The 20639-nt window shown below is 62.5% G+C and carries 26 protein-coding genes and 2 pseudogenes; 8 read left to right on the forward strand and 20 right to left on the reverse strand.

Annotation, left to right across the window (positions count from 1 at the left end):
- Positions 1–19: 19 nt before the first annotated feature.
- A complete protein-coding gene (locus AC1Q6I_RS20975) occupies positions 20–844 on the forward strand; it encodes an ion transporter (protein ID WP_024074276.1) in 825 nt (274 codons plus the stop codon).
- Positions 845–939: 95 nt separating this feature from the next.
- Positions 940–1944 (forward strand): sulfate ABC transporter substrate-binding protein, encoded by a 1005-nt coding sequence (locus AC1Q6I_RS20980; protein ID WP_102624098.1) that lies wholly within the window; start codon positions 940–942, stop codon positions 1942–1944.
- 128 nt (positions 1945–2072) lie between these two features.
- Here the strand turns inward: AC1Q6I_RS20980 and AC1Q6I_RS20985 are convergent, their stop codons facing one another.
- Positions 2073–2687 (reverse strand): DUF5666 domain-containing protein, encoded by a 615-nt coding sequence (locus tag AC1Q6I_RS20985; RefSeq protein WP_024074274.1) that lies wholly within the window; start codon positions 2685–2687, stop codon positions 2073–2075.
- Between the two features lie 178 nt (positions 2688–2865).
- Here AC1Q6I_RS20985 and AC1Q6I_RS20990 point away from each other — a divergent pair, with 178 nt between their 5' ends.
- Complete coding sequence (locus AC1Q6I_RS20990; protein ID WP_102624097.1) at positions 2866–4062, forward strand: MFS transporter; 1197 nt, start codon at positions 2866–2868, stop codon at positions 4060–4062.
- Here AC1Q6I_RS20990 and AC1Q6I_RS20995 read toward each other — a convergent pair.
- Positions 4059–4463 (reverse strand): type II toxin-antitoxin system HicB family antitoxin, encoded by a 405-nt coding sequence (locus AC1Q6I_RS20995; protein ID WP_069075574.1) that lies wholly within the window; start codon positions 4461–4463, stop codon positions 4059–4061. The two genes, AC1Q6I_RS20990 and AC1Q6I_RS20995, sit on opposite strands and share 4 nt — an antisense overlap.
- A gap of 11 nt (positions 4464–4474) precedes the next feature.
- A pseudogene (locus AC1Q6I_RS21000) lies at positions 4475–4546 on the reverse strand (type II toxin-antitoxin system HicA family toxin); the annotation flags it as partial.
- Between the two features lie 4 nt (positions 4547–4550).
- Between AC1Q6I_RS21000 and AC1Q6I_RS21005 the strand changes: the two are divergent.
- Positions 4551–4787: pseudogene (locus AC1Q6I_RS21005) on the forward strand (hypothetical protein); the annotation flags it as partial.
- A 96-nt stretch (positions 4788–4883) separates the two neighbouring features.
- On the opposite strand, the gene phnN reads toward AC1Q6I_RS21005, so the two are convergent.
- The 12 genes from phnN to ccmA all read right to left on the reverse strand — a co-directional run bounded on the left by phnN (position 4884) and on the right by ccmA (position 13577).
- The gene (phnN, locus tag AC1Q6I_RS21010) at positions 4884–5456 is read right to left on the reverse strand and encodes a phosphonate metabolism protein/1,5-bisphosphokinase (PRPP-forming) PhnN (protein ID WP_024074272.1); all 573 of its coding nucleotides are present in this window, start codon (positions 5454–5456) and stop codon (positions 4884–4886) included.
- A 37-nt stretch (positions 5457–5493) separates the two neighbouring features.
- Positions 5494–5733: a hypothetical protein gene (locus AC1Q6I_RS21015; protein WP_146015752.1), complete on the reverse strand. Its 240-nt coding sequence runs from the start codon at positions 5731–5733 to the stop codon at positions 5494–5496.
- A 492-nt stretch (positions 5734–6225) separates the two neighbouring features.
- Entirely contained in the window at positions 6226–6615 is a 390-nt protein-coding gene (locus tag AC1Q6I_RS21020) for a hypothetical protein (protein ID WP_024074270.1), read from the reverse strand.
- Positions 6616–6630: 15 nt separating this feature from the next.
- Positions 6631–7821, reverse strand: a complete 1191-nt coding sequence (gene ccmI, locus AC1Q6I_RS21025; RefSeq protein WP_102625557.1) for a c-type cytochrome biogenesis protein CcmI — start codon at positions 7819–7821, stop codon at positions 6631–6633.
- A complete protein-coding gene (locus tag AC1Q6I_RS21030) occupies positions 7814–8287 on the reverse strand; it encodes a cytochrome c-type biogenesis protein (protein WP_024074268.1) in 474 nt (157 codons plus the stop codon). The genes ccmI and AC1Q6I_RS21030 overlap by 8 nt, the downstream gene beginning before the upstream one ends.
- A complete protein-coding gene (locus tag AC1Q6I_RS21035) occupies positions 8284–8820 on the reverse strand; it encodes a DsbE family thiol:disulfide interchange protein (protein WP_102625558.1) in 537 nt (178 codons plus the stop codon). Before AC1Q6I_RS21035 ends, AC1Q6I_RS21030 begins: the two co-directional genes overlap by 4 nt.
- Positions 8817–10805 (reverse strand): heme lyase CcmF/NrfE family subunit, encoded by a 1989-nt coding sequence (locus AC1Q6I_RS21040; protein WP_024074266.1) that lies wholly within the window; start codon positions 10803–10805, stop codon positions 8817–8819. The genes AC1Q6I_RS21035 and AC1Q6I_RS21040 overlap by 4 nt, the downstream gene beginning before the upstream one ends.
- Before the next feature lie 3 nt (positions 10806–10808).
- Complete coding sequence (gene ccmE / locus AC1Q6I_RS21045) at positions 10809–11264, reverse strand: cytochrome c maturation protein CcmE (RefSeq protein ID WP_024074265.1); 456 nt, start codon at positions 11262–11264, stop codon at positions 10809–10811.
- Positions 11261–11437, reverse strand: a complete 177-nt coding sequence (ccmD, locus tag AC1Q6I_RS21050; protein WP_003172771.1) for a heme exporter protein CcmD — start codon at positions 11435–11437, stop codon at positions 11261–11263. Before ccmD ends, ccmE begins: the two co-directional genes overlap by 4 nt.
- The gene (locus AC1Q6I_RS21055) at positions 11434–12189 is read right to left on the reverse strand and encodes a heme ABC transporter permease (RefSeq protein ID WP_024074264.1); all 756 of its coding nucleotides are present in this window, start codon (positions 12187–12189) and stop codon (positions 11434–11436) included. Before AC1Q6I_RS21055 ends, ccmD begins: the two co-directional genes overlap by 4 nt.
- 87 nt (positions 12190–12276) lie before the next feature.
- Positions 12277–12945, reverse strand: coding sequence for a heme exporter protein CcmB (gene ccmB / locus AC1Q6I_RS21060; RefSeq protein WP_102625559.1), 669 nt, complete (start codon positions 12943–12945; stop codon positions 12277–12279).
- Entirely contained in the window at positions 12942–13577 is a 636-nt protein-coding gene (ccmA, locus tag AC1Q6I_RS21065) for a cytochrome c biogenesis heme-transporting ATPase CcmA (RefSeq protein ID WP_024074262.1), read from the reverse strand. The genes ccmB and ccmA overlap by 4 nt, the downstream gene beginning before the upstream one ends.
- A gap of 199 nt (positions 13578–13776) precedes the next feature.
- On the opposite strand from ccmA, the gene fliK reads away from it, so the two are divergent.
- Entirely contained in the window at positions 13777–15354 is a 1578-nt protein-coding gene (gene fliK / locus AC1Q6I_RS21070) for a flagellar hook-length control protein FliK (RefSeq protein WP_102625560.1), read from the forward strand.
- A complete protein-coding gene (locus AC1Q6I_RS21075) occupies positions 15351–15680 on the forward strand; it encodes an EscU/YscU/HrcU family type III secretion system export apparatus switch protein (RefSeq protein WP_024074260.1) in 330 nt (109 codons plus the stop codon). The genes fliK and AC1Q6I_RS21075 overlap by 4 nt, the downstream gene beginning before the upstream one ends.
- A gap of 289 nt (positions 15681–15969) precedes the next feature.
- Here the strand turns inward: AC1Q6I_RS21075 and AC1Q6I_RS21080 are convergent, their stop codons facing one another.
- Together AC1Q6I_RS21080 and moaB are read right to left on the reverse strand one after the other, a co-directional pair.
- Positions 15970–17196, reverse strand: a complete 1227-nt coding sequence (locus tag AC1Q6I_RS21080; protein WP_102625561.1) for a molybdopterin molybdotransferase MoeA — start codon at positions 17194–17196, stop codon at positions 15970–15972.
- A complete protein-coding gene (gene moaB, locus AC1Q6I_RS21085; RefSeq protein ID WP_024074258.1) occupies positions 17180–17719 on the reverse strand; it encodes a molybdenum cofactor biosynthesis protein B in 540 nt (179 codons plus the stop codon). The genes AC1Q6I_RS21080 and moaB overlap by 17 nt, the downstream gene beginning before the upstream one ends.
- Before the next feature lie 76 nt (positions 17720–17795).
- Here moaB and mobA point away from each other — a divergent pair, with 76 nt between their 5' ends.
- Both mobA and AC1Q6I_RS21095 read left to right on the forward strand, forming a co-directional pair.
- Positions 17796–18398: a molybdenum cofactor guanylyltransferase MobA gene (mobA, locus tag AC1Q6I_RS21090; RefSeq protein ID WP_024074257.1), complete on the forward strand. Its 603-nt coding sequence runs from the start codon at positions 17796–17798 to the stop codon at positions 18396–18398.
- Between the two features lie 79 nt (positions 18399–18477).
- Positions 18478–18699, forward strand: coding sequence for a YgdI/YgdR family lipoprotein (locus tag AC1Q6I_RS21095; protein WP_024074256.1), 222 nt, complete (start codon positions 18478–18480; stop codon positions 18697–18699).
- Between the two features lie 54 nt (positions 18700–18753).
- Here the strand turns inward: AC1Q6I_RS21095 and AC1Q6I_RS21100 are convergent, their stop codons facing one another.
- From AC1Q6I_RS21100 to AC1Q6I_RS21110, 3 genes are all read right to left on the reverse strand, one after another.
- Positions 18754–19644 (reverse strand): pseudouridine synthase, encoded by an 891-nt coding sequence (locus tag AC1Q6I_RS21100; protein WP_069077378.1) that lies wholly within the window; start codon positions 19642–19644, stop codon positions 18754–18756.
- Positions 19645–19716: 72 nt separating this feature from the next.
- Entirely contained in the window at positions 19717–20052 is a 336-nt protein-coding gene (locus AC1Q6I_RS21105; RefSeq protein ID WP_010565034.1) for a hypothetical protein, read from the reverse strand.
- A 74-nt stretch (positions 20053–20126) separates the two neighbouring features.
- Complete coding sequence (locus tag AC1Q6I_RS21110) at positions 20127–20363, reverse strand: glutaredoxin family protein (RefSeq protein WP_024074254.1); 237 nt, start codon at positions 20361–20363, stop codon at positions 20127–20129.
- Positions 20364–20639 lie beyond the last annotated feature (276 nt).

Below are 20639 nucleotides of genomic sequence, written 5' to 3' on the forward strand. Positions count from 1 at the left end.
TTCGATTCAGGCGGGCTTTATGGACAGCAACAACGACTGGCGCCAGCGACTCTACGTCATGGTTTTTCAGAGCGACACCGTCGCCGGACGGCGCTTCGACGGCATCCTGCTGTTGATCATCCTCGCCAGCCTGGTGATCGTGATGCTCGACAGCATCGACCAGATCCACCAGAACTACGCCGATGTGCTGGCCTACATTGAATGGGGCTTTACGCTGATCTTCCTGATCGAGTATGGGTTGCGCCTGTACTGCTCGCCCAAGCCGTTGCGCTACGCCTTCAGCTTTTACGGGCTGGTGGATTTGCTCGCCATCGTGCCCGGCATCCTTGCGCTGTATTACAGCGACGCGCAGTACCTGCTGATCATCCGCATCATCCGCATGCTGCGGATTTTCCGCGTGCTCAAGCTCAGCCCCTACCTCAAGCAGGCCAACTACCTGATGGCGGCGCTGCGCGGCAGCAAGCAGAAGATTGTGGTGTTCCTGGTGAGCGTGTGCACCCTGGTGACGGTGTTCGGCACCTTGATGTACGTGATCGAAGGCCCGGAACACGGCTTTACCAGTATCCCCAAAGGCATCTATTGGGCGATCGTGACCCTGACCACCGTGGGCTTCGGCGATATCGTGCCAAAGACACCGCTGGGCCAGGTGATTTCCTCGCTGGTGATGATCACCGGTTACTCAATCATTGCCGTGCCCACGGGTATTTTTACCGCGGAGCTGGCCAGTGCCATGCGCGGCGAGCAACTGCACACCGACTGCCCGGTGTGCAAGAAGGACAGCCACGAGCCCAACGCAGCATTTTGCTCGCGCTGCGGCAGCAATCTTTTTAAGAAAGTGGAATAAGCAAAGTTCTTTTTAATCTTTAAACGACTATGCCGCCCCAGCTATAGTCGCTGGCAATGTGCCTCCCCCTCTTCTCGAACAACAAGGAATGAGCAGTGAAAAAATTCGTTAGCGCCTCTCTCCTGGCCGCCGGCCTTGCCCTGGTGGGCGCCGTCCAGGCTGCACCGGTCACCCTGCTCAACGTCTCCTATGACGTGATGCGCGACTTCTACAAGGACTACAACGCCGCCTTCCAGAAGCACTGGGAAGCCGAGCACCCGAACGACAAGCTGACGTTGCAGATGTCCTTCGGCGGTTCCAGCAAACAAGCGCGCTCGGTGATCGACGGCCTGCCGGCTGACGTGATCACCATGAATATGGCCACTGACATCAACGCCCTGGTCGACAACGGCAAGCTGGTACCGGACAACTGGGTAACGCGCCTGCCGAACAACAGCGCGCCGTTCACCTCCGCCACCGTGTTTATCGTGCGCAAGGGCAACCCCAAAGCCCTGAAAGACTGGCCTGACCTGCTCAAGGAGGGCGTGCAAGTGATCGTGCCCAACCCGAAAACCTCGGGTAACGGCCGCTACACCTACCTGTCGGCCTGGAGTTATGTGCTCAAGAACGGCGGTGATGAAGAGAAGGCCAAGGCGTTTGTCGGCAAGCTGTTCAAGCAAGCGCCAGTGCTGGATACCGGCGGCCGTGCAGCCACCACCACGTTCATGACCAACCAGATCGGCGACGTGCTGGTGACCTTTGAAAACGAAGCGGAAATGATCGCCCGTGAATTCGGCCGTGATCAATTCGAAGTGATCTACCCAAGCGTCTCCGCCGAGGCCGAGCCGCCGGTGTCCGTGGTCGACAAAGTGGTCGAGAAAAAAGGCACCCGCGTGGCCGCTGAAGATTACCTGAAGTACCTGTGGTCGCCAGAAGGCCAGGAAATCGCGGCCAACAACTACCTGCGCCCACGTGACCCGAAGGTGCTGGCCAAGTACACCGACCGCTTCCCGAAAGTCGACTTCCTGTCGGTGGAGAAGACTTTTGGTGACTGGCGTACCGTGCAGAAGACCCACTTCAATGATGGTGGGGTGTTCGACCAGATCTATTCCGGTCAATAACTGAAGAAACGCGGTAAACATGTGGGAGGGGGCTTGCCCCCGATGGCAGTGCATCAGTGAGACATCTGTCGACTGACACTCCGCCATCGGGGGCAAGCCCCCTCCCACATTTAGTTTTGTGGTTGGTGTTACATCGGCGGTGTCACGCCATCCTTGCCGGCGGAAATCGCCTGGGCCGTGATCGTTCCGTCCTTGCCCTGTGCCGCGAACAACACCACCTTGACCCCCGGTTTAAGCAAGCTACGGTCTCCTGGCTCCAGGTTGACGATCGGCACATCCTCCGGCACCACAATCTTCTGCTCGCCGCCCTTGTACTTCACCGTCAATGTGCGCCCGTTACTGACGACCAGGTCGCCGACGGTGCCGTTGGTCATGCTGCTGCCTTCCTTCAGGTCGAACGCCCGATGCCCGTCACCCGTGCCGGCCATCGCCGGTGGGAACACGTGGACTTCCAGGGCGGTCAGGGTGCCGTCGGCGTTGGGCATGGCGGCCGAGCCGATGTAGCTGCCCGGTTTGATCTCATCGATCTTGGCCAGGGTCACGGCGCGGACCTGGGTGGCCTGGGTCAGGTGCACAGTCACCTCTTCACCACTGTTGACCTTGACGTGCATGGCGTCGCCGTCCATCGCGGTGATGGCGCCGCGCACGCCTACCCGCGGCGCCTCCGCGGCGTGGGCGAGGCCGACGGCCATCGCGGCGGCCAGGCTTGACGCCAGGAGCATCTTGTTCAGCGTGATCTTCATGGCACTGGATTTCCTGTTTCGGCAGTTATGACTGAATGTATCATTGCCCTTCGACCCGAAAATTAACGTTTCAGTCATTAATGCCCGGCATGAGTGTTATCACCACAAACGGCCTACTGCCCGCCGGGCCTTGTCTTTATTCTCGCTCGCCATCTTCCTTCGCTTTTATGAGAACACCATGAACGCTACCTCACACGCTGCAAGCACCATGACCCGCGGGATGGTGATGCTGTTTGCGTTTTGCTGCGGCGCCATCGTCGCCAATATCTACTATGCACAACCGATCATCGAACTCATCGCACCGGACATCGGCCTGACGCCGGCGATGGCCAGCCTGATCGTATCGCTGACGCAAATCGGCTACGCCCTGGGCCTGTTTTTCCTGGTCCCCCTGGGTGACTTGCTGGAGAACCGCAAGCTGATGATCGCCACCACCGTGGTAGCCATTGCCAGCCTGTTGGGCGCGGCGTTCACCCAGCAGCCGAACTTGTTCCTGCTGGTGTCGCTGCTGATCGGCTTCAGTTCGGTGTCGGTGCAGATCCTGATCCCATTGGCCGCGCACCTGGCGCCGGCCGAGTCGCGGGGACGGGTGGTGGGCAGCATCATGGGCGGCCTGCTGCTGGGCATCCTGCTGGCACGGCCGGTGTCCAGCGTGGTGGCGGATCATTTTGGCTGGCGGGCGATGTTCATGGCGGCGGCAGCGTTGATGGCGTTTATCAGCGTGGTGCTGATGCTGACCATCCCCAAGCGTCAACCGGATCACTCCGCCAGTTACGGCCAACTGCTGCGCTCCCTCGGCACCTTGCTGCGTGATCAACCGCTGCTGCGCCAACGCGCCTTTTATCAAGGCTGCATGTTCGCCACCTTCAGCCTGTTCTGGACCGCCGCGCCGCTGGAGTTGGTGCGCAACCACGGCCTGAGCCAGACCCAGATTGCGATCTTCGCCCTGGTCGGCGCCATCGGTGCCATCGCCGCCCCCATCGCCGGGCGCCTGGCCGATGCCGGCCACACCCACCGCGCTTCGCTGCTGGCCATGATCTTTGCGGTGTTGAGCTTCCTGCCGGCCTTCGTCCACCCGCTGTACAGCGTGATCGGCCTGGCGGTGACCGGCGTGGTCCTGGACTTCTGCGTACAGATGAACATGGTCCTCGGCCAACGCGCCATCTACGCCCTTGACGCCAACAGCCGCAGCCGCCTGAACGCGCTGTACATGACCAGCATTTTCATCGGCGGCGCCTTCGGTTCGGCGATTGCCAGCAGCGTGTACGAACACGGTGGCTGGCTGGGCGTGATGCTGGTGGGCAGCGCGTTTCCGTTGCTGGCGTTACTGCGCTTCCTCAGTGCATCGCGGCAGGCGGCGGTCGCCACCGCCTAAGAGCGCACCAACTTCTCCAAAGCCGCGTCCGCCAGAAATGACGAGCGGCTTTTGACCTTGTGCTCGCGCACATACCGGTCGATGCGCTGGATGACATAGCCGGGCAAGGTCACATTGACCTTCTCGGTCTTGCCCAGATAGGGCGAGATGTCCAACTCCAGCATCCCCCAGCCCATCCCCGCATAGTCTGCGTGGGCGTAATGATCGGCCACCGACGTGGGCATCGGAATCACCCCACCCTCTGCGGCGATCTCCTGCAGCCGGATGTGCGCGACCTCCACAGCAGCGTTGTACGCCTCTTCAAAACTGTCCCCGGCAGTGACGGCGCCTGGAATATCGGGGATCTGGATACCGGTAGCGGTGAAGTCATCGCCCCATTCGATACAGATTGGGTATTGCATGAATGCTCTCCTTAAAACTGAAACAGCCCGGCGCGTTTCCTGATGCTTCTGACGGTGCCCAGCGGCAGATCCTTCTTGGGATGCGCACGGGATCTATGGGCGGTGTTCCCCACAGGCAGGATGACGAGCGCCAAGGCGCGGGCGTTTGTGGAATATGTGGAAGGGTTATTGGCTTGGCACTGCACGCTTGAACCGTGGGATAGGTCCATTCAACCACTATCAGGATGTGCCAGCACTGCCTCGACGCTCCTGGTGCGGCTGGCGATCCACATCCGGAGGTCGGTGTCGAATAGCAGCTCGTCGACGCGGCGCAAACGTGCGTAATAGTCGTAAGGGTCGGCATGGGGCACACCCTGAAAACCCCCGGTACGCGCCGGCGCACTCGACCGGGATTTGCCGCGCGTTACCGGCCCAGCAGGGTCAAGCACACGCCGAGTGCCCTTGGTCGAGGCAGCACAGCAGACGCTCGACGGTGTGCTCCAATGGGCCGGAGTTATCCAGCACAAACAGTCCTGCCTCATTGCCGGCGATCAGTTGCGCGGTGAACCGCGCATTGCGCGCCAGGCGTTCTTCAATATCTGGCAAAGACTCACGCCCACGCGCAATCAGGCGCTGGCGCAACACGACCTGGTCAACCGTCAGCAACAACACCAGCAACGTCGGGTAGCGCTCACGGGTTTGCGCCAGGTGCGCACGGGAGCCATTGACCAACACGTCCTCCCCCGCCGCCAGCCACTCGTCAATTTGCCTGGGAATCCCGTAGGACAGCCCATTGGCCTGCCAGCTCAGGGCAAACGCGCCCTCGGCCTCCATCGCGGCAAACTGTTCGGGGCTTACCCCTTGCGCGGCCTCGCCCACGGCTTCCGCCGAACGGGTAATCACGCGGCGCACCAAGCGGCAGCCGCGCTCGGCCAAGCGGGGTCGTGCCGCATCCAGCAGGCTGTCCTTGCCCGAACCCGATGGCCCGATGAGATAGATCAACCTGCCTGCCATGAAAACACCCTCTTTGCTTGTCGCCATATGTGTTGCACTACAGGACGCCTTTACAGCTCTGGGCTTGCCGTCGGCTGCTCGCGTCGTCATCACTGGAAAGTCTATCCAGCAACCGTTGGGTCGCCAGGCCGGAGGTGGCCACACTACCCGAGTACGCCCCGCCGCGCATCACGTTCGACGCGGCCATCATTGGACGAAAGCGCTCGATTCCATACCGACCCAGCAGCGAGGGAATGCCGGCACATCCGCCGATATAGCCTGGGCCGGGGCAAAACAAGACTTTTCCTACGGCTCGCCCTGGATCGGGCACGCATGATGTCGAGCGAGCTGTACGCAGGAGGGCATGCCCCTGCCGGGTTTCCATCCCCCGGCGCCCAATCTGCGTACGGCTCGTTCTTTCCTATGCCGCCTCATCGTTAGGACCGGCCCTACACAGATTTCGGGTGGCGTTCGATCACCTCACCGCGCCGTGGCTTGATAGCGCGCAGATCTAAACCCTGATGCCAGTCAGTCAAGAGATAGAACGAACAAAGAGTAACCTGTGGCGAGCGGGCTTGTTGTGGCGAGCGGGCTTGCCCCGCGTTGGGCTGCGAAGCGGCCCCAATAAGGCCACCGCGTTTCTCCAGGCATATTAAATCGCCAGGTTTTGGGGCTGCTTCGCAGCCCAACGCGGGCAAGCCCGCTCGCCACAACAAGCACGCTCAGCACAGCCAGCACGCTCGGCACAGTTACAGGGTAATGACTGGCATTACCCGAAGGTCGCCTTTTGTCATTGGGCGTACTGCCTGCTCAACCCCGGCGGCACGCCGTGCACGTCGGTGTCTTCCCAAGGCCCGTTCGGGCTGATGGAGCGGCTCCAGCCGTTGCTCCAGCGGTAGTAGGTGCGCTGGCGGTAGAAGGTGTCAGGCTGGTCGTCCAGTACGTATACCTGCATCTTGCCGTCCCAGTGGCTGGCGGCGCCGGGGGGCGGGGCGAAGGTGGGTGACGAGGTTGGCACAGGTTTCGGTGCCGGGGTCACCGGGCCGGAGGGCCTGGTGCTCGGCTGGGTCGATGGGCCCGGGGGGATGGTCGGGCCGGTGGGCGCGGGAGGTCGGTGGACCGCACAAGCGCTCAGCCCCAGTACCAGGCTGAGCAAGGTGATACGTGCAAATGCGGTCATAGGCGTTTCCTCGAATTACTGGTCCGGACTGTCGATGGTCAGCTGCTGCAGCGCAGTGGTGCTGCTGGCCAGGGGTTGGCTGCGGCCGATCCATTCGCCTGTGGTCGGTTGACCGGCCCGGGATATGCGCGCAACCAGTTGGACTTCGGGGAAGTTGGACAGTTTCAACTGCGGCATCATCGCGTCGGCATCGCCCAGTTCGACGGTGACGGGCAAGTCGGCGACGGTCACGCGCTTGGCCGCCAAAGGCGCCGGCGGGCCAGAGACCGCGCGGGCGAAGATGAAAACGCTGTCGCCCGGCAGGGATTTGGCCTTCACGTCGGCGGACAGATCCACGCGAACTTTCAGCGTCGCCTTAGGCGCTTGGGCGACGCTGCCACCGCTCTCTTTCAGCTTCTCTGCCGCACGGTCAATCCCGCCTTGCAGGGCGACACGGGAATTATCTTCCGGGGGCAGTTGGGCCAGCAGGCGGCTCCAGTAGTCGATCGCTTCCTGATAGCGCTGGCCTTCAAACGCGGCAATACCGAGCAGGCCGAGGCTGGTGACTTCCTTGGGGTCCAGCTTCAGGGCTTCGTCGGTCAGGGCCTGGATTTTGGGCGACCACTGTTTGTTGTCGGCGAAGTACTGGGCCTGGGCCCATTGCCCCAACAGCTCAGGCTGGCGCCCGGCCAGGGCCACGGTGCGCTCGAAGACTTTGGCGGCATCGGCCGAACGGTCTTGTGCCATGTAGGCACGCCCGAGGAAGTACAGGCCTTCGGCAGAGTCCGGTTGCGCGGCGGCAGCGCGTTCCAGGCGGCGGGTCATGTCTTGCATGGACACCGGCGGCTGGGAGAATTCGCGAGTCAGTTCGACCTTGTCGCTGGCGCCATAATGCAGGTAAAGCACAACGCCCAGCACCGGCACCAGGAACGCCGCCAACAATGGCAAGGGTTTGCCCAGGCGCGACTCGCGGGGTTTTTCCACGCCTTCGGTGTCGGCCAGCAGCTCGCGGGCAGCTTCGGCGCGGCCGGTGTCGAGTTGCGCGGCGTTGAGTACGCCTTCGTCCTGCTGCACTTGCAGCTCGGCCACGCGTTCTTGGTAGAGCGCCACGTTCAGCGCGGTGCGGTCCTCTTCACGCTGGGCACGGCGGCCGCGCAACACAGGGATCAACAGGAAACTCAGGGCAATCAGAAGCAGCAACCCGGCTGCGAGCCAGAAATCAATCATCAGTCTTGGTGTCCAGCAATTGGTCGAGGCGTTTACGCTCTTCGGGGGATAGCGCGTCGGAGCCATCGGTAGGCGCGGCGCGGCGACGGCGGACAATCACGGCCATGACGACCACCCCGGTCAGCAGCAGCCCGGCGGGGCCGAACCAGAGCAGCGCGGTCTTGCCGGTGAGGGCCGGTTTGTAGCGCACGAAATCACCGTAGCGGTCGACCATGAAGTCGATGATCTGCTGGTTGTCCTTGCCCTCCCCCAGCATGCGGAAGATCTCTTTGCGCAGGTCGGCGGCGATCGGCGCGTTGGAATCGGCAATGTCCTGGTTCTGGCACTTGGGGCAGCGCAGTTCCTTGGTCAATTCGCGGAAACGTTCGCGGTCAGCGTCCTTGGCAAATTCGTACGTGTCGATGGCGGCATGGGCCACACCGGCCAAGCCCAGCGCCAGTACGGCAGCGGCTAACAGACGCTTCATGGCTTGGCCTCGTCGACCAGTGCCTGGTACTTGGCGGCCAGTTGCTCACGCCACACCACCTCGTCGATCACGCCGACGTATTTGTCGCGAATCACACCCTTGGCGTCGATAAAGAAGGTTTCCGGGGCACCGTAGACCCCGAGGTTCAAACCGAGGTTGCCGTCTTCATCGCGGATATCCAACTGGTATGGGTTGTGGAACTCGGCCAGCCATTTCAAGGCCGCCGCGTTGTCGTCCTTGTAGTTGATGCCGTAGATCACCACCCCCTTCTCGGCGAGCTTGTTCAGCACCGGGTGTTCGACGCGGCAGGAGATGCACCAGGTGCCCCACACGTTGACCAGCGCCGGTTTGCCCAGCAGGTCGGCCTGGGTCAGGGTTTTATCGCCCTGTACCGTCGGCAGGTTGAAGGCAGGGAACGGCTTGCCGATCATGGCCGAGGGCAACTCGGCCGGGTTCAGGTACAACCCGCGATACAGGAACACCGCCATCAGCAGGAACACCGCCAGCGGCACGACCATCAACCAACGCTTCATACCGCCGCTCCTTGCAGACCGAGGGCTTCACGCACCCGGCTCTTGACCTTGACCCGATAGCGCCGGTCCAGCGCCGCGAGCAAACCACCGACCGCCGTGATCAACCCACCGAACCAGATCCAGCGCACGAACGGTTTGACATGCACGCGCACCGCCCAGGCGCCATCACCCAGTGGCTCACCCAGGGCGACATAGAGGTCACGGGTGAAACCGGCGTCGATCCCGGCTTCGGTCATCATCGAGCTCTGCACGGTATACAAGCGTTTTTCCGGGTGCAGCACGGCCACTTCCTTACCGTTGCGCACCACGCGGATGGTGCCTTTGTCGGAGGTGAAGTTCGGCCCTTCGAAGTGCTTGGCGCCTTCGAAGATGAAGTGATAACCGGCCAGGTCCATGGACTCGCCCGGTGCCAGGCGCAGGTCGCGCTCGGCGCTGTTCTGGCTGGAGAGCACGACGCCCAGGGCGCACACGGCGATGCCGATGTGGGCGATCTGCATGCCCCAGTAGCTGCGGGTCAGGGTCGGCAGGCCATTGATCAGGCCCTTGTGCCGGGTCTTGTCGACAATATCGCGCACACCGGCCAGCAACACCCAGGCGGCGAGCAGGAAGGTGGCCAATACCGCCCAGTTGAAATCGCCATAGGCGATTCCGGCGATCACCGCCAAGGCGACGCTGCCCAGCAGCACTGGCATCAGCATGCCCGCCAGCCATTTGACCGGGGTGTCTTTCCAGCGCACCAGCACGCCGACCGCCATCACCACCATCAACAGGCCCATCAACGGGATAAACAACGCGTTGAAGTACGGCGGGCCGACGGACAGCTTGGCGCCGCTCAGCGCATCCAGCACCAGCGGGTACAGGGTGCCGAGCAGGATCATCGAGGCGGCCACCACCAGCACCAGGTTATTGCCCAGCAACAGGGTTTCCCGCGACCACAGGTTAAAGCCCACCTGGCTCTTGACCACGGGCGCGCGCAGGGCGAACAGGGTCAGTGAGCCCCCCACCACACACAGCAGGAAGATCAGGATAAACACGCCGCGCGCAGGATCAGACGCGAACGCATGCACCGAAGTCAGTACGCCCGAACGCACAAGGAAGGTGCCGAGCAGGCTAAGGGAAAATGCCGCGATGGCCAGCAACACGGTCCAGCTCTTGAACACGCCACGCTTTTCGGTAACGGCCAGGGAGTGAATCAGCGCGGTGCCCACCAGCCACGGCATGAACGAGGCGTTTTCCACCGGGTCCCAGAACCACCAGCCGCCCCAGCCGAGCTCGTAGTAGGCCCACCAGGAGCCGAGGGTGATGCCAATGCCGAGGAAGGCCCAGGCCACGATGGTCCAGGGCCGCGACCAGCGCGCCCAGGCCGCATCCAGGCGCCCGCCGAGCAAGGCGGCAATGGCGAAGGCAAAAGCCACCGAGAAACCCACGTACCCCATGTAGAGCATCGGGGGATGCACGATCAGGCCGATGTCCTGCAACAACGGGTTGAGGTCATGCCCGTCCGCCGGGATCTGCGGCAGGATGCGGGTAAACGGGTTGGAGGTCATGATCAGGAACAGCAGGAAGCCGATGCTGATCATGCCCATCACCGCCAGCACCCGCGCCAGCATCACTTGTGGCAATTGCCGCGAGAAGATCGACACGGCGAACGTCCAGCCGCCGAGAATCAAGGCCCACAGCAGCAACGACCCTTCGTGGGCGCCCCACACGGCGCTGAATTTGTAGTACCAGGGCAAGGCGCTGTTGGAGTTATTGGCCACGTAGGCGACAGAAAAGTCGTCGGTCATAAAGGCGTAGGTCAGGCAGCCGAACGCGAAGACCAGGAATGCACATTGGCCCCAGGCGGCCGGCTGCGCCAGGCTCATCCACAGGCGATCGCCGCGCCAGGCGCCGAGCAACGGCACCACGGCCTGCACGATGGCAAAGCACAGGGCGAGAATCATCGCCAACTGGCCCAACTCTGGAATAAACAGTGCGGACGTCATCACTTAGCCCTCCTTGACGGGTGCTGGAGCGGGTTGGCCGCTGTCTTTCAACGCCTTGGTGACCTCGGGCGGCATGTACTTCTCGTCGTGCTTGGCCAGCACTTCATCGGCCACCACCACGCCGTCGGCGTTGAGCTTGCCCAGGGCGACAATGCCCTGGCCTTCGCGGAACAGGTCCGGGAGGATGCCGCGATAGGTGATGGTCACGGCCTTGTTGAAGTCGGTGACCACGAAGGTGACGTCAAGGGAATCACCGGAGCGTTTGAGCGAGCCCTTCTCCACCATGCCGCCGGCGCGGATGCGCGTGTCCTGCGGGGCTTCGCCATTGGCGATCTGGGTCGGGGTGTAGAACAGGTTGATGTTCTGTTGCAGGGCACTCAAGGCCAGGCCGACGGCAATGCCGACGCCCACCAGGATGGCAAGGATGATCAACAGACGCTTTCTACGCAGCGGATTCACTTTTCGGTCTCCCGGCGCAGACGACGCGCCTCTTGTTGCAGGTAACGCTTGCGAGCCAGGATCGGCGCGGCGACGTTGAGGGCCAGCACCGCCAGGCAGATGCCATAGGCCGTCCAGACATACAGGCCATGGTGGCCCATGGCGAGAAAATCACTGAAAGAAGCAAAACTCATCCACGCGCTCCCAGGCTGGCTTGCACTTCGGCCTTGACCCACGTGGTGCGGGCTTCACGCTTGAGCACTTCGAGGCGCATGCGCATCAGCAGCACGGCGCCGAAGAAGCAGTAGAACCCCAGCACCATCAGCAGCAGCGGTGCCCACATTTCCACGGGCATGGCCGGTTTTTCGGTGAGGGTGAAGGTGGCGCCCTGGTGCAGGGTGTTCCACCACTCCACCGAGTATTTGATGATCGGGATATTGATCACGCCGACAATCGCCAGCACCGCGCAGGCCTTGGCGGCGCTGTCACGATTGCTGATCGCGTTGCCCAGGGCAATCAGACCGAAGTACAGGAACAGCAGGATCAACATGGACGTTAGTCGTGCATCCCACACCCACCACGACCCCCAGGTGGGTTTGCCCCAGATCGCGCCCGTGACCAGCGCCACGGCGGTCATCCACGCGCCGATGGGTGCGGCGCATTGCAGGGCGACGTCCGCCAGCTTCATCTTCCACACCAGGCCGACGATGCCGCACACCGCCAGCATCACGTAGCAGGATTGGGCCAGCATCGCGGTGGGCACATGGATATAGATGATGCGAAAGCTGTTGCCTTGCTGGTAGTCCGGCGGCGCGAAGGCCAGGCCCCAGACCAGGCCGATGCCGATCAGCAAAATGGCGGCGACGCTCAACCACGGCAGCAGCTTGCCGCTGATGCCGTAAAACCACTTAGGCGAGCCGAGCTTGTGAAACCAGGTCCAGTTCATTGCTGTTTCCATCACGGTTGCTGCCCGTCGTCACGGGAAGCTCAGGGTCTTTACTGGCTAAGGTTTAGAACGCTTGGCCAGACCTCATTATTCGCCGACGCTGATCTTCAGGCCGGCCGCTATAGCAAAGGGTGTCAGGGTTACCGCCAGGACGGTCAGGCTACCCAGCCACAGCAGGTAACCGGTCGCCGGCATGCCCATGAGCGCGGCTTGCAAAGCGCCGCTGCCCAGGATCAACACCGGGATATACAACGGCAGAATCAACAGCGCCAGCAACAGGCCTCCGCGCTTCAAACCTACCGTCAGCGCCGCGCCTACCGCCCCCAACAGGCTGAGGGTCGGCGTGCCGAGCAACAAGGAAAGCAGCAACACCGGCAGGCACTCAGTGGGCAACCCTAGCATCATCGCCAGCAACGGCGAGAGCAGCACCAGCGCCAGGCCGGAAAAAGCCCAGTGTGCCAGTACCTTGGCCAGTACCAGAAGTGGCAGGGGGTGCGACGAAAGGACCCACTGTTCGAGGGAACCGTCTTCGAAATCACTGCGAAACAGCCCATCCAGCGAGAGCAGGACGGATAAAAGCGCCGCCACCCACACCAGCCCCGGCGACAAGGTTTGCAACAGTTTAGTCTCGGGGCCGACGGCCAACGGGAACAATGCGATCACAATCGCGAAGAACACCAGCGGGTTGGCCAGTTCCGCCGGGCGGCGGCACAACAACCGCGCTTCGCGTGCGACCAGCAGGGCGAACACACTCATAGCGACCACCGGCCCAGGTCAAGGTCACGGTAGCCGGCGGGCATACGCACCAGCGTGTGGTGGGTGGTCAGCACCACCATGCCGCCCTGCTCGCAGTGACGGGCCAGATGCTCTTCGAGCTGGGCGACGCCTTGTTTATCGAGGGCGGTGAACGGTTCGTCGAGAATCCACAACGGCGGGCCCGGCAGGTACAAGCGCGCCAGGGCCACGCGACGCTGTTGGCCAGCGGACAGGGTGTGACAGGGAACGTCTTCAAAGCCCTTGAGGCCGACTGCGGCCAGGGCCTGCCAGATGGCATCGCGGGAGGCAGGGTGATGCAGGGCGCTGAGCCAGCTGAGGTTTTCTTCGGCGCTGAGCACGTCCTTGATACCGGCGGCGTGGCCGATCCAGACCAGGTTGCGGGCCAGCTCGGTGCGCTGTTCGTTCAACGGCTTGCCATTGAGCCGGACTTCACCGGCCGTCGGCTGCATCAGCCCGGCCAGCAGGCGTAACAGGCTGGTCTTGCCGCTGCCATTGGGGCCGCTGATCTGCACCATGTCACCGCCCGCCAGACGCAATTCGAGGTGTTCGAACAGCAGGCGCAGGTCGCGTTCACAGGCAAGCGCTACGGCTTCAAGAAGAGGGCTGGTCAAGAGATCGCGGGCCTTTACGGTTCAAGTCGGCGGTGCAGCGGCAGTTATAGAAAGAAGCACAATAACGGCTTTGGCGACCGATTTTAGAGAGCTGGATCAAATAGTTGTGAGGTTTTTACCGCTCTCTTTGCAGACGGGCGGCATTATACATGCGATGCCCTACGCTAAAGAGGGCAATTTCCCAGAGACGACGCGCGCGATGACCGGTGAGATCAACCTTCCTACGCTTCCTCCCGCCCCAGTGGCCGGGCAAAGCCCCGCGCCTGCCCCAGGTGCCTTGCTCAAACTGCTGGAGCCGCAAATCGGGCTGATCGATCCGGGTAAAACCGTGAACGCCGAGGTTCTCGCCCTGAAACAAGGGGGCGAGGCGTTTCAGCTGTTGCTCAAATTGACCCTGGACGGTGGCCGCCAGACCCTGGTGCAGGCCAGCAGCCCGCAGCCCTTGCCGCTGGGCACTAACGTATCGGTCAGCCAGACCCCGGCCGGCAACCTGGCCATCAGCCTGCAACAAGCCTTGAGCGCCAATGTCGCCGCACTGACCCGTATCGATACGTCCAAGCTGCCGGAAGGCACCCTGCTGCAGGCCAAGGTGCTGACCACCCAGGCCCTGCCCCAGGGCACCACGCAGCCGGCGATCTATCGATCGCTGGTGACCGTGCTCAATAACGCCTTGGCTGGCGCGACGCTGACCGTGGAAAGCCCGCAACCCCTGCGCGTGGGCAGTTTGCTCAGCGCCGTGGTGCAGAACGCGCAAACCCTGAACTTCGTGCCGTTGAGCGGGCTCAAGGATCAATTGGCGGTCACCCAGCAACTCGCCACCCAGCAAAGTCGCCAGGGCTCGCTGGATGTGGTGTTCACCGCGCTGCAAAACCTGCCGAAAAGTGACAGCACCTCGGCCGACCTGCGCGCGGCCGCCGAGCGTTTGCTGGCCGCGTTGCCCGACCTGGCGCAGGTCAGCAACCCCAAGGTGCTGGCGCAGGTGATCCAGAACAGCGGGGCCTTTCTCGAAGCCAAATTACTCGCGGGGCAAAACCCGCAGGCACCGCCGCTGGATATGAAGGGCGCGCTGCTGCGCCTGGTCGCCGACCTGGTACCGGCCCTGCCGGCCAGCACCAACTTGAGTGCCATCCTCGCTGCCAACACCCTGGCCCAGGTCTTACCGAACTTTGTGCGTAGCCCGCTGAACACCCTGGGCCAGGTCAGCGCCCGACAAATACCCGCCAGTTTCCCGCTGCCCGAACGGCTCATGGCAAAGCTGGAGGGTGAAGGCGACTTGGAAAACCTGCTGCGCCTGGCCGCCGGGGCGATCTCGCGCCTGCAGAGCCACCAGCTGTCGAGTCTGGAGCAAACTGGTACCACTGCCGATGGCCGGCTGCAAACCACCTGGCAACTGGAAATCCCCATGCGCACGTTGCAAGACATCGTGCCGTTGCAGGTCAAGTTCCAGCGTGAAGAGCCGACGCCGGACAAGGAACAGCCTGAACGTAAAGACAAAAAGGACCCCAAGCAGATGCTCTGGCGCGTCGAATTGGCCTTCGATATGGAGCCGCTGGGGCCGTTGCAGGTCCAGGCGCAACTGACCCAAGGCAAGCTGTCCAGCCAGTTGTGGGCCTCGCGCCCCTTCACCGCCAGCCTGATCGAGAGCCACCTGGGCAGCCTGCGCGAGCGCCTGGTGTCATCGGGGCTCAACGTCGGCGATCTGGATTGCCACCTGGGCACGCCACCCCGCGGGCCAAAAACCGGGTTGGAACAACGCTGGGTGGATGAAACCGCATGAAAAACTCCAACCCGCCGCGCCAGGCAATTGCGCTCAAATACGACGGCCAGCAAGCGCCGACCCTGACCGCCAAGGGCGACGATGCCCTGGCCGAAGCGATACTCAAGTTGGCGCGGGAAAATGAAGTGCCGATCTATGAAAACGCAGAGCTGGTCAAGCTGCTCGCGCGCATGGAACTGGGGGACAGTATCCCGGAGGAGTTGTACCGCACGATCGCCGAGATCATTGCGTTTGCCTGGACGTTGAAGGGCAAGTTTCCGGTGGGGTACGACCCGGATGCCGGGCCCGTGGAGCGGGATGTGACCGAGCGTGGCGACGATTACTGAATGTACGCATCTTTGTGGCCAGCGGACTTGTTGTGGCCAGTGGACTTGTTGTGACGAGCGGGCTTGCTGTGGTGAACGGGTTTGTTGTGGCGAGCGGGCTTGCCCCGCGTTGGGGCGCGAAGCGGCCCCATTACAGGCGATGTGCTTTTAACTGACACACCGCGGTGCCTGGTTTTAGGGCTGCTGCGCAGCCCAACGCGGGGCAAGCCCGCTCGCCACAGCAAGCCCGTTCACCACAGGGGGTCCATGTTTACTGCGCGACAGCGCTAAGTCGACATTCAGCTTGAGGTCAATTCAGGACTTCGCTCAGGGGGATGAAATTGACGCGATCACCCATCTCCAGCGTCGTGCCCTCCAACACCTCCACCAACCCTTGCGCCCACGCCGCGCTGCGCAGCACGCCGGAGCTCTGGTTGCGATAGATGATCGCCCGGCCCTGCTCGATGCGCCCGCGCAGGTATTCGCGGCGGTTGCCCGGCTTGGGCCAGGTGAAGCCCGCAGGCACTTCGAAACGCAGCGGCTCAACTTCTGCCACACCTTGGCAGCGCAACAGGTAAGGCCGTGCCAACAGGGCAAAGGTCACCAGGGTCGATGCCGGGTTGCCCGGCAGGCCGATCACCGGTACGCCGCGGAAGTGACCAAAGGTCAGCGGCTTGCCCGGCTTGATCGCCAGCTTCCACAAGGCCAGTTCACCCTCTTCACGCAAGGCGATGCCAAGGAAGTCCGCCTCGCCCACCGACACTCCGCCGGTCGACAGAATCAGGTCGACATGGCCCAGGCCCGCCAGGCGGGTACGCGTCTGCTCCAGGTCATCGGGAAGAATACCGGCATCGATCACATCGCAGCCCAGGCGTTCGAGCCAGCTGCATAGCACGCGGCGGTTGCTGTTGTAGATCTGGCCTGGGCCCAACGGCAAACCCGGCTCGATCAATTCGTCGCCGGTGGACAGCACCCCGACGCGCACACGGCGCACGATGCTCAAGCAGTCGTGGCCCAGCGACGCCGCCAGGCCCAGTTCGATCGGGCCCAGGCGTGTGCCAGCGGACAGTACCCGTTCGCCCACCGTGGTTTCCTGGCCCTGGGGGCGAATGTTCTGGCCGACGTGCAGCGGCTGAGTAAAGCTGACGCGCTCATCGGCATGGACCTCGGCGTTTTCCTGCATCTCAACGCAGTCCGCGCCTTCGGGCACTGGCGCTCCCGTGAAGATGCGCGCACAGGTCCCCAGGGCCAAGGGCTGCGGCGCGGCCCCTGCGAAAATGCGCTGGCTCACCACCAGCGGATCTCCCGTCCAGTCCGCCAGGCGCACGGCGTAACCGTCCATGGCGCTGTTGGGCCAGGGCGGCAGGTCGAGGGTCGAGACCATGTCTTGCGCCAATACCCGACCGTCGCACTCGGCCAGGGGCAATACTTCCTGCTCGCGGATCGGTGCCGCTTCAGCCATGTCCAGTAATTGCCGCAGTGCGTCTTCCACCGGCATCAGGGCACCGGTCTTGCCCGGCTTATCCACGGGATTCACAGGGTTCGGCCTGCTTGAGGTGCGGCACGAAGTTGCAGGGGCGGTGACGGTTGTCCAACTGCTCGGCGAGGATACCGTCCCACCCGGTGCGCACGGCGTTGGTAGAGCCGGGCAGGCAGCACACCAGGGTGCCATTGGCCAGGCCGGCCAGGGCGCGGGATTGCACGGTGGAGGTGCCGATATCGGCCACGGAGATCTGCCGGAACAGTTCACCGAAGCCGTCGACCTGTTTGTCGAGCAGGCAGCTCACGGCTTCCGGGGTGCTGTCGCGACCGGTGAAGCCAGTGCCACCGGTGATCAACACCACTTGCACCACGTCTTCGGCGATCCAGTGGGCGACCTGGGCACGGATCTTGTAGAGGTCGTCCTTGAGCAGCACGCGTTCGGCAAGGTGGTGGCCGGCGGCGATCAGGCGGTCGACGAACACCTGGCCCGACGTGTCGGTGTCCAGGGTGCGGGTGTCGCTGACGGTCAGTACAGCGATATTCAGGGGTACGAAGGGCGCATCTGCCTTGGCTTTCATGGCACGGTCCGGTTGTCGAAGGAACAGCCCGATGTTATATCACAGGCCCCCATTTACCTGCCGCTGCGGAACCCACATGCCCGATGATTCTTCGCCCCTGCCCTGTTCGATTCTGCTGCTGGCCGGTGGCCGCGGCCAACGCATGGGCGGCCAGGACAAAGGTCTGCTCCAATGGCACGGCGCGCCGTTGATCGCGCACTTGCAGCGTCTGGTCCGGCCGCTGACCGACGACCTGATCATCTCGTGCAATCGCAACCAGGACCGGTATGCGCCCTACGCCGACCAACTGGTGAATGACGACAGCCCGGACTTTCCCGGGCCGCTGGCGGGCGTCCGCGCGGGATTAGCCGCCGCACGCCATGAACATTTGCTGGTTTTGCCGTGCGATGTCCCGCACCTCGATGCCCAACTGCTCGCCGACCTGCGTAGGATTGCACAACAGCATCCACAGCTGCCGGTGATGGTGCGTCACGGTGAGTTCTGGGAACCCTTGATCTGCATCATCCCGACCAGCCTGCAAACCGAGGTAGAACGGGGTTGGCAAGCCGGTGAGCGCAGTCCGCGCAAGCTCTTCCTGCAACTGGGTGGCGTGGGGCTGGACTGCCCGCCCGATGACCCGCGCCTGGCCAACCTGAACACACCCGCGCTGTTACACACGCAGCCTGGCGTGTCAGAATGAACCTCGCACAAGGAACTTTGTCGACGCCTTACACGTCACAGAGTCAGCACTCAAAAAGAATTCTCTCGGAGACACACTCATGACTCAACGGACCATCGCCGCTCTCATGCTTGCACTGGGCCTCGCTACCCTTGCCGGTTGCGCCTCGCCAACAGTGATCACCCTGAATGACGGTCGCGAAATCCAGGCCGTCGACACCCCGAAATACAATGAAGATACGGGTTTCTACGAATTCGAGCAGCTTGACGGCAAGCGCACCCGCATCAACAAAGACCAGGTTCGCACCGTTAAAGACCTGTAAGCCCAGCGCTTGCACCCAAGGCCCGCCGCGTGCGGGCCTTGTCGTTTCCGGGGGTTACCAGTGGAGGGTGATCTGGCTGCGGAAACTGCGCGCCTCACCGCTGACCGGGTCGATAAAACGCACCCCCTGGGCCAGCAGTTTCAAGGGGTTGGCGTAGTCGTCCACGGCATCCTTGATCACCTCTGGGTAGAACGGGTCGTTGCAGATACTCGCCCCCAGCGCTGTCATGTGCACGCGCAGCTGATGCTTCTTACCGGTCACAGGGAACAGGCCGTAACGCCATAAGTCGCCGTGTTTTTCACGCACTTCAACCGCCGTTTCGGTGTTGCTGGCACCCTCGCCTTCCTGCATGCGGAAGAACGGTTCGCCATCGACCAGGCGGCTTTTATGCACGAGGGGGAAGGTCAGGTTCGGCAAGGCCGGGGCGATGGCTTCGTAGAATTTATCGATCCGGCGCGTGGGGAACAGTTGCTGGTAGGCCGAACGGCTGTGGGGATTGGCCGAGAACAGCACCAGCCCCGCCGTATGCCGGTCGATGCGATGCAGGGGCACCAACGACGGGTTATCCAGACGGCGAATCAGGCGACGCAACAGGGTTTGCTCGACATATTCACCGGCCGGGGTCACGGGCAGGAAATGCGGCTTGTCGGCCACCACCAAGTGCTCGTCGGCATACAGGATGGTTTCCTGCACCGGGATCACTTTTTCGTTGGGCACTTCACGGAAGTAATAGATGCACAGGCCTTCCTTGTAGGCCAGGTCCAGCGGAATCGGGCGGCCGTTGATATCCAGCACCCGACCCCGCGCAATGCGGTCCAGCCAATGTTCACGACTGATCGCCGGGAAATGCCCGCACAGGCACTCCAGGACCGTCGCCCAAGAGCCGGGAGGCAAATACAAAGTGCTGGCTTGGTGCTGGGACGCGGAAAAACCGGAAGTGGACATGCCGATGCTCGAAACCTGGAAAAACAGGCCGGCATTATCCCGCATGGAGCGGGATCAAGCCTAGGGCGGATCTCAGGCCTTGGCCAATTCCGCGCGCAGGATCGGCGAGGCACTGGCCGCCTCGGTGAACTCCTTGAGCCAGCGCAGCACGTCCACCGCCTCCCAGCGGCCGGGGTCGTACAACGCGTAGAGCAAGCCCTGGTAACCCACCACATCCAGCTGCTTGTGGTAACCGGCGCGCTGGAACAACGCCTCGATCTCCGCAAAGCAGGTATTGAAATGCACTTTGTTAAACGGCGTCTTGCCTTCCGTGACCAGGCCGTCGAGGCGCAGCTCGTTCACCGCGTCGCGCACGACATCGGCGGACATGCGATTGACGCTGCTTTTCAGTTGTTCAACATTCACCACGGGCGTTCCCTCTATTCAATCGCTGTACAAACATACAGTAACGTAATATTCGGAAACTCGCCATCGCATAAACGTCAGCGCAGGAAGGCGACAACCTGCTCAGTGTCGAAAGGCCAATCCAGTTCAGCTCCGGTATCTACCCGTCGAAGCACCGGAATCCTTAGGCCGTAGGCGTCGGTCAGGTCTTCGGGGTCGGTGATATCAACCAACTCGACCAGCAACCCGTGTTCGACGAGCGGAATGATTTCGGCCTCGGCAATTTCACAAAGATGGCAACCCAGGGTGCCGAACAGCTGGCATTCAGGAAGCATGGCGAATGGACCTGATCAGTAAGTAGACGAGCATTCTAAGCCTGACGAAAACCTGTGGCGAGGCAGCCCGTTGTGGCAGGCTTACTGCGTTGAGCAAACTGCCTGTGGCGAGCGGGCTTGCCCCGCGTTGGGCTGCGCAGCAGCCCCAAAACCAAACACCGTATTTCTGCCTGAGGGAACGTGGGGGTTCTATTGGGGCGGGACTGTCAGATATTTTGTGTGCGGGCCGGTAACGGCCTGCCGTCAGGCAGGCCGTGCTTTTACCAGGTCGGCCTG

Source organism: Pseudomonas sp. MPR-R2A5, from assembly GCF_058793055.1.

Excerpts from the sequence above, each read along its gene's own strand:
- AC1Q6I_RS20975 (WP_024074276.1), top strand. The coding sequence starts at position 20 with ATGGACAGCAACAACGACTGGCGCCAGCGACTCTACGTCATGGTTTTT.
- AC1Q6I_RS20985 (WP_024074274.1), bottom strand. The coding sequence starts at position 2,687 with ATGAAGATCACGCTGAACAAGATGCTCCTGGCGTCAAGCCTGGCCGCC.
- AC1Q6I_RS20990 (WP_102624097.1), top strand. The coding sequence starts at position 2,866 with ATGAACGCTACCTCACACGCTGCAAGCACCATGACCCGCGGGATGGTG.
- AC1Q6I_RS20995 (WP_069075574.1), bottom strand. The coding sequence starts at position 4,463 with ATGCAATACCCAATCTGTATCGAATGGGGCGATGACTTCACCGCTACC.
- phnN (WP_024074272.1), bottom strand. The coding sequence starts at position 5,456 with ATGGCAGGCAGGTTGATCTATCTCATCGGGCCATCGGGTTCGGGCAAG.
- AC1Q6I_RS21020 (WP_024074270.1), bottom strand. The coding sequence starts at position 6,615 with ATGACCGCATTTGCACGTATCACCTTGCTCAGCCTGGTACTGGGGCTG.
- ccmI (WP_102625557.1), bottom strand. The coding sequence starts at position 7,821 with ATGATTGATTTCTGGCTCGCAGCCGGGTTGCTGCTTCTGATTGCCCTG.
- AC1Q6I_RS21030 (WP_024074268.1), bottom strand. The coding sequence starts at position 8,287 with ATGAAGCGTCTGTTAGCCGCTGCCGTACTGGCGCTGGGCTTGGCCGGT.
- AC1Q6I_RS21035 (WP_102625558.1), bottom strand. The coding sequence starts at position 8,820 with ATGAAGCGTTGGTTGATGGTCGTGCCGCTGGCGGTGTTCCTGCTGATG.
- AC1Q6I_RS21040 (WP_024074266.1), bottom strand. The coding sequence starts at position 10,805 with ATGACGTCCGCACTGTTTATTCCAGAGTTGGGCCAGTTGGCGATGATT.
- ccmD (WP_003172771.1), bottom strand. The coding sequence starts at position 11,437 with ATGAGTTTTGCTTCTTTCAGTGATTTTCTCGCCATGGGCCACCATGGC.
- AC1Q6I_RS21055 (WP_024074264.1), bottom strand. The coding sequence starts at position 12,189 with ATGAACTGGACCTGGTTTCACAAGCTCGGCTCGCCTAAGTGGTTTTAC.
- ccmB (WP_102625559.1), bottom strand. The coding sequence starts at position 12,945 with ATGAGTGTGTTCGCCCTGCTGGTCGCACGCGAAGCGCGGTTGTTGTGC.
- fliK (WP_102625560.1), top strand. The coding sequence starts at position 13,777 with ATGACCGGTGAGATCAACCTTCCTACGCTTCCTCCCGCCCCAGTGGCC.
- AC1Q6I_RS21075 (WP_024074260.1), top strand. The coding sequence starts at position 15,351 with ATGAAAAACTCCAACCCGCCGCGCCAGGCAATTGCGCTCAAATACGAC.
- moaB (WP_024074258.1), bottom strand. The coding sequence starts at position 17,719 with ATGAAAGCCAAGGCAGATGCGCCCTTCGTACCCCTGAATATCGCTGTA.
- mobA (WP_024074257.1), top strand. The coding sequence starts at position 17,796 with ATGCCCGATGATTCTTCGCCCCTGCCCTGTTCGATTCTGCTGCTGGCC.
- AC1Q6I_RS21095 (WP_024074256.1), top strand. The coding sequence starts at position 18,478 with ATGACTCAACGGACCATCGCCGCTCTCATGCTTGCACTGGGCCTCGCT.
- AC1Q6I_RS21100 (WP_069077378.1), bottom strand. The coding sequence starts at position 19,644 with ATGTCCACTTCCGGTTTTTCCGCGTCCCAGCACCAAGCCAGCACTTTG.
- AC1Q6I_RS21110 (WP_024074254.1), bottom strand. The coding sequence starts at position 20,363 with ATGCTTCCTGAATGCCAGCTGTTCGGCACCCTGGGTTGCCATCTTTGT.